The following is a 5,465-nucleotide window of genomic DNA, read 5'->3' as shown; positions in this document are numbered from 1 at the left end:
AAAGGAAGCATACTTATAAAGCAAACTTTACAGTAGCAGTCCATATGTGCAGACTATATTACCGCAGAAAAACAACGCTACAAGTTTTGGAAGCCGTTATTTCGAAGAACCTCTTGCCAATTCGGCCAGATAGGAACTGGGAGCGAAATTTCGCGCCAAGAGTTTTCCGTGGCTTCTTATATAGAGTAGCATAACTGTGCTTGAATTCATAATTATGATTAGGCAGATTAGCGTCTGCCTATTAGGCATACCATAAAAAGCAAAAGAGAGACTGAAATAATGCTATCAGTCTCTCTTTATTATATCTTTGATTGATTCGCGACCCTTAACTTAATGACATTGGGGTTTCCCCTCTCCCTGCTTTATGTCTTTTTAGCCTTATGCGGTCAGAAGATATGCTCTGTCAACGAGTTTGTCCATGGGGTCAACAGTCGTTTCGTTGACTTCTGTTACCATGTTATTGAATACATCAAGGCTCATATCCTCAAACTTGGGAACCAAGATGCACTCGTGGATACTGCTCGGAAGAAGTACAAACTCGTGAACCCCTATTCTGTCCGCAAGTTCCTTGATTGCCTTTGTATCGAGCATCGCACTTGCTCCCTTGACCTGGCTCTTGTTGCTGATAACATACATCGGCGCAACACTGTTTGCTTCCTCTCCAAATTCATCAGCAAAATCATCGCCCATCATGTTCCTTATCACATCGCCAAGTGGTGTTATCTTTGTGTCCTTGTGGGTGTTCTCCTCTGCCCTTACAAAAGCGGTCTCTTCGTCAATCCTCCACATATCGAGCATCTGCGGTCTTACCTTGATTGAAAAGCTCTCTCCCTCGTGTTCATCAGCAATGTAGATGTATTCCTCGATGCCCTCAAACTGTGTGGGTCTCTTTACAAGGTCCTCGCTGCCCTCTCTCTGCACTCCGATGCGTGCATTGGTCTTGAAATACTCCACGTCGTTAATCTTCTCAACGTCAAAAGTAAACTCCCTTGAAATCATGGCAACAACACTGTCAATGACCTGCTCAACTCCCATTCCGCTAAGTTCTGCTCTCTCGATAAGTTCATCAGCGTAAACAGTGGGTGCGATTGTATCATCTGCATTCTTCTTGATGCAAAGACCCTCTTTCTCAATTCCATTCTTGATGCAAGTGTGTGCATCCACGATGTAACCTCTGTTTTCAAGTCCCTCGATAATCATGTTCTTTGTAATCATTGTCATTTTCTCCTTATATATGTTTTGATTTTGGTTTTCTGTTTTCAGGCTTTCAAAGCCCTTGAAATGTGCTTTCAAGATTCTGAGCTTTTCTGGAGGGGAGCGATCCTTTTTTCGTGCGATATTTTCCATGTGCTTTTTTCCATCCTTTCATGTGTTAATAAATGTGCTTTCTGAGTTCATCGCCTATCTATCGGGTTTGCGTGCATCTTCAGGAACGGTGGCAGGACCACCTGCAAGGGACAAGTAAACGAGACGCCGTAGGGCAGCCCTTGCTGGTGGGACTGACACTGTTACGATGCACATCAGCAAACCGATAGGCGGTGGACTGGGAAAGTGCATTTATACATGAAAGGCAGGAAAGCACCAGGAAAATACGCACGAAAAAAGAGGGGGTTCCCCCGGGAACCCGTTGGAGAAGGGGACTATAATAATTCCTTGTATGCCACGTATTCAGACTTCCTTGGTGGAAGTCAGGGGCATATTGGTCTGGGAGCCCGGGCAGACCTGCGAAGCTGCTCGGAATGGTACACAAATGATCCAGAAAAAAGATCTCTTGTAAGCAAATCCAATGCAAAAACCCACGCAAAAAGCCCCGCAAAAGAATGTATTAGAATATCTATAAGAAAGCATATTAGAGAAAATAATAGAACCACAAGAAAAGAAAGAACATAGAGAAAGTCAAATAGTATGCTAGAGTAAAAAGAGAAGGAATAAAAAACGCATTATAAGAATATGACAAAAACCCATTGTAAGGAGGCCCCATGATAGCAAATGCAAACCTGAACATCCACTATACAGCACCAGACTGGGTATGGGAAAAGATAGATGAGGTCTATAGAAGCATGGAATACTATGACGAGACTTCAGATACTCCACTCTGGACAGGAGAAGGAATAAACATAGAAGCCTCAGTAGAGCCTTCAGGGATCCAGTTCTATGGAGATGTACCAGAGGAAATATGGGACGACTGGTTCGCGGAATTAAAAGAGAAGCTATCCGATGAACTCGGCTATGAGATAGGCGAGCCAGAGGACGGCTACGAATTTAAATACGACTGGGACGAAGAATAATTGGGAAGGTCTAAGGGAACGGGAGAGGGTGTCTGGGGTTCCCTTATAGGATAAAAGGCGCACATTATTATCCCACCTTGCGCCATCCATTGAATACGTGCATATTGCCGCACAGTAGAGAAAAGCCGCTAACATCCCGCCTTCACCATACGAATTTGCCGGGAAGGGCTTGGGGAACGGGTCTGGGGGCGAGGGGTTCCCCATTTAATTCAAAGGCGCGCTCTACTTCTCCCCTTCCGCGCCTTCCATGCCCTTAAAAAGTGGTGCCACTAAGCAAAAGCTCCGGTGCTTTCGCAATATAGCACCGCCATTTCATGAAAAAAGCCCCACATAAGTGAGGCGTAAAGTCTGGAGGTGGCCGCCCAATCAAGGGCGACCCATGTGTTATGAATGTGTGTGATCAGGCGGACCCATGTCCCCTGACAAGTTCACAATACCGTACAAACCTATAAATTACCTAAAAACATAAAAAACCCCCTGGTCATCTGACCAGAGGGCCTGATATATGAACAGAACTATACTTCCGGCTTGAAGCCTTTGATAGTTTCTGAGTCATAAGAATATGTGTACCTGTCTTCGCTGTGATCTTCCTCATATCCAGGATTTTCATTCATCACTATTGCTGCAACAATGTATGCAATTAACCCAGCGCCTGTAAACAGGAATGTGCATGCCCAGATGATCCTTACGATTGCAGGATCTATGCCGAAGTACTCAGCAATTCCACCACATACACCTGATATCTTTTTATCTGCACTTTTATATAATCTCTTTTCAGTCATAACCCACACCTCTTATAAATGAATCTGGTTGTTTTGTTCTTATGAGATGATTATATGTCTGCCCATATTGGTAATACATATCCGGTTAGCAGAAAAGCCTATCCTTATTTTTCTTTTTTCGCAAAAGAAAGCTGATACACATAAAAGAATGCATATCAGCTGACTTCATTTCATTATCGTTAAAAGAACATGAACATCCTGAAGAACATTGACAGTAGCTGCAGGATGATAAACCATCTGAAGATCTTTCCAAGAATGGAGGTGCCATATACCGGAGTCCTGTTCCAACCGGTCCAGTTGTTCCAGGTATTCCAGCTCTCTTCCGGTCTGTTATAGCCTCTGCCAAGATCCTGAGTACCCCACTGCCAGTATGTTCCGTACTCTTCGAAAGGAGTCTCCTCTTTCTCGGCATAGGTACGCTCCTGCGTATATGTCTGTGCCTGTCTGTATCTCTCAGCACCCGGTTTTGTAAGAATATCGTAAGCTGCATTTATCTCATTCATCTTTTCAGCAGCTGCTGCATTTCCGGGATTCAAGTCCGGATGATACTTTTTCGCAAGCGTTCTGTGTGCTTTTTTGATCTCTTCTTCTGAAGCCCCCGGGGCTACTCCAAGAACCTTGTAGGGATCCATCATCATAACATTATCCTCCAGACCGATCAGGTCTTTTTAATGAAACGTTCGCTGCACTTAGGGCATCTGATCTCAATCCTGCCCTTTCCTTTTGGTACTCTTATCTGCTGATGGCAGTTCTTGCAGATGTAATATCTGCTCACTTTTCTGTCATGCCACTGAAGTTTAAATAGCTTAACATATCTTCTTGGAACCTCAGTCATATTAAGGAACTTCTGATTCTCAGCATATCTTTTAGATATGTTTCTTGAATATACCCTAAAGCATGCATAAGAAAAGAATACAAGCCACAAGAGATATACTATCCTGCTCTGAGCAAACAGGTTTATTACCAACAGAAAGATCGCTATTCCATTGCATGTCCGCGCCAGTGTATCAAACCCGTTGCGGCCATACATGAACTGTGCCATCCTGTACTGCATCTGATTACCAAATTGTCTGATCTTGTCCATATCTTTAACCTCTTTTATCATCGGCATTGATTTTCCTTACAATGCTCTGTTTGTATTATTCTATGCTTCATCGATATGCTTTTACATATCCGCATCAGCGAAAACTGATGTCTTATTTCTCTTTTATGATAAGAGCCTGGCTCTCCTGACTAATTTTGAGAGGTGGGGCTACCACGAAGGCAGCCCAAAAGTGTTATGAAAGTATGTGTGGGGTAAGGATCTGTATATCCTTATAGCCATATAATACAGCTTCAACCTAAAACCAACTTTAAAAACATGAATCTAATACCTGGAAGTCTGCCAAGCTACATACCAGGCTTAGCCCATGATATAATCAAAGAAAAGCTTAGGAGGGCTAACCCATGAAGATTGCTATGGCAAACGATCACGCTGGCACCGCAATGAAGAACGAAATCAAGGCTTATCTCATAAAAGAAGGCTATGAAGTTGAGGACTTCGGGACCTATGATGAAAAGAGCTGTGATCTCTCTGACTTTGTATATCCTGCAGCGCTTGCAGTTGCTAAAGGGGAGTGCGAGAGAGGCATTTTCTGTGATGGCGTGGGCTATGGAAGCGCCCTTATTGCAAACAAGATAAATGGCTGTTATGCCGCCGTATGCCAGGATCCTTTATGTGCCACATTAGCTCGCCAGCATACGGATTCAAACATCCTGTGCCTTGGAGCCAAGATAATTGGCGGTCTTATGGCTATGGAGGTTGTAAAGACATGGCTAAACACTGCGCCACTCATGGAAGAGAAGTACAGAAACAGAGTCAAAAAAGTGTGTGACATAAACGACAAGCACTGTGTACCCCTTGATCAGATTATTTAACGAAATAACAATAATGCCAGGCATGAGAGGTGTTCCCTTGCCTGGCATTAGTTTCTATTGACTTTGTTTCTTTGAGGGATATGCTGTTAATGCTTCAAACTCATCTACCGGCATAGGCTTGTAGAAATAATATCCCTGCATTTCCTCACATCCAAGACTTCCGAGGAAATCAGCCTGTTCCAGTGTCTCAACACCTTCTGCGATAATAGAAGTTCCAATAGCATGGATCATCTGGACCATGTAGCTAAGTATTGTCCGACCCATCTTTTGGTCGCCTGAACCGGTAATAAATCGAAGATCAAGCTTTATGCGATCAAGGATAACTTCTTTTAACATATTCAGTGATGAGTAACCACTTCCAAAGTCGTCCATTTCAACTTCAAAGCCTGCTTCACGAAGTTTGGTTGTTGTTTTGATGATGGTATCGGAGTTTTCGACATATGCGCTTTCCGTTATCTCAATACGAAGTTGACCAGGC

The 5,465-nt window shown here is 43.5% G+C and carries 8 protein-coding genes; 3 read left to right on the top strand and 5 right to left on the bottom strand.

The features are described 5' to 3' along the window. Positions 1-378: 378 nt before the first annotated feature. Positions 379-1,215: a DUF5688 family protein gene (locus G589_RS0117410; protein WP_081647148.1), complete on the bottom strand. Its 837-nt coding sequence runs from the start codon at positions 1,213-1,215 to the stop codon at positions 379-381. A 348-nt stretch (positions 1,216-1,563) separates the two neighbouring features. Between G589_RS0117410 and G589_RS0117405 the strand changes: the two genes are divergently transcribed. Continuing rightward, positions 1,564-1,890 carry a hypothetical protein gene (locus G589_RS0117405; protein WP_026523002.1) on the top strand — a complete coding sequence of 109 codons (327 nt, stop codon included), beginning with the start codon at positions 1,564-1,566 and terminating at the stop codon, positions 1,888-1,890. Between the two features lie 89 nt (positions 1,891-1,979). Beyond that, positions 1,980-2,288: a hypothetical protein gene (locus tag G589_RS0117400; protein ID WP_026523001.1), complete on the top strand. Its 309-nt coding sequence runs from the start codon at positions 1,980-1,982 to the stop codon at positions 2,286-2,288. A gap of 515 nt (positions 2,289-2,803) precedes the next feature. On the opposite strand, the gene G589_RS20585 is transcribed toward G589_RS0117400, so the two are convergent. The 3 genes from G589_RS20585 to G589_RS0117385 all read right to left on the bottom strand — a co-directional run bounded on the left by G589_RS20585 (position 2,804) and on the right by G589_RS0117385 (position 4,154). Continuing rightward, complete coding sequence (locus tag G589_RS20585; RefSeq protein ID WP_029232577.1) at positions 2,804-3,070, bottom strand: PspC domain-containing protein; 267 nt, start codon at positions 3,068-3,070, stop codon at positions 2,804-2,806. A gap of 179 nt (positions 3,071-3,249) precedes the next feature. Further along, positions 3,250-3,708, bottom strand: coding sequence for a DnaJ domain-containing protein (locus G589_RS21500; RefSeq protein WP_026489094.1), 459 nt, complete (start codon positions 3,706-3,708; stop codon positions 3,250-3,252). A 20-nt stretch (positions 3,709-3,728) separates the two neighbouring features. Continuing rightward, complete coding sequence (locus G589_RS0117385; RefSeq protein WP_155828067.1) at positions 3,729-4,154, bottom strand: hypothetical protein; 426 nt, start codon at positions 4,152-4,154, stop codon at positions 3,729-3,731. A 362-nt stretch (positions 4,155-4,516) separates the two neighbouring features. Here G589_RS0117385 and G589_RS0117380 point away from each other — a divergent pair, with 362 nt between their 5' ends. Next, entirely contained in the window at positions 4,517-4,987 is a 471-nt protein-coding gene (locus G589_RS0117380) for an RpiB/LacA/LacB family sugar-phosphate isomerase (protein WP_022769249.1), read from the top strand. 54 nt (positions 4,988-5,041) lie between these two features. Here G589_RS0117380 and G589_RS20575 read toward each other — a convergent pair. Continuing rightward, positions 5,042-5,465: EAL domain-containing protein (locus tag G589_RS20575; protein ID WP_026512539.1), on the bottom strand; the 424-nt coding region annotated here is incomplete at its 5' end.

Origin of the sequence: Butyrivibrio sp. VCB2001 (assembly GCF_000423965.1) — a bacterium.
Classification (GTDB): domain Bacteria; phylum Bacillota; class Clostridia; order Lachnospirales; family Lachnospiraceae; genus Butyrivibrio.
Note: the sequence above shows the minus strand (reverse complement) of the source record. Positions and strands in the feature narration are given on the sequence as shown.

Coding starts and splice junctions, on each gene's coding strand:
- G589_RS21500 (WP_026489094.1), bottom strand. CDS start 3,708: ATGATGATGGATCCCTACAAGGTTCTTGGAGTAGCCCCGGGGGCTTCA.
- G589_RS0117405 (WP_026523002.1), top strand. CDS start 1,564: ATGAAAGGCAGGAAAGCACCAGGAAAATACGCACGAAAAAAGAGGGGG.
- G589_RS20585 (WP_029232577.1), bottom strand. CDS start 3,070: ATGACTGAAAAGAGATTATATAAAAGTGCAGATAAAAAGATATCAGGT.
- G589_RS0117385 (WP_155828067.1), bottom strand. CDS start 4,154: ATGGACAAGATCAGACAATTTGGTAATCAGATGCAGTACAGGATGGCA.
- G589_RS0117410 (WP_081647148.1), bottom strand. CDS start 1,215: ATGATTACAAAGAACATGATTATCGAGGGACTTGAAAACAGAGGTTAC.
- G589_RS0117380 (WP_022769249.1), top strand. CDS start 4,517: ATGAAGATTGCTATGGCAAACGATCACGCTGGCACCGCAATGAAGAAC.
- G589_RS0117400 (WP_026523001.1), top strand. CDS start 1,980: ATGATAGCAAATGCAAACCTGAACATCCACTATACAGCACCAGACTGG.